Raw genomic sequence first — 252 nt, 5'->3', positions numbered from 1 at the left:
GCACGAATCTTGAGCGTGTGGCATTCGATGCCGAACAGAGCCTCGTCCTTCTTGTCGTTCAGGCGCACGAACTGTTTGTGCTCTTCCGCGAACTGTTCGAGTTCCGTGTGCCGGACACGATCCAGTTCCAAACCTAGATACTGCTCCAGCGACTTGAACATGGGACGCACCTCACGGTGATACTTCTTGTTCATCTTCATCTTCCTCAACTAGTTCGTTCATGGCATTCATCAGCCGCTGTTCGACTGACGC

At 52.8% G+C, this 252-nt stretch carries 1 protein-coding gene; it reads right to left on the bottom strand.

Annotated elements, in window-relative coordinates:
- Nucleotides 1-194 (bottom strand): hypothetical protein (locus AC1RPY_RS08085; RefSeq protein ID WP_481763168.1); only part of this gene is annotated, 194 nt, incomplete at its 3' end.
- Nucleotides 195-252 lie beyond the last annotated feature (58 nt).

This window comes from Dellaglioa sp. CoH-56-MRSF-12 (assembly GCF_056782075.1).
This window is presented reverse-complemented; position numbering and strand designations above follow the sequence as displayed.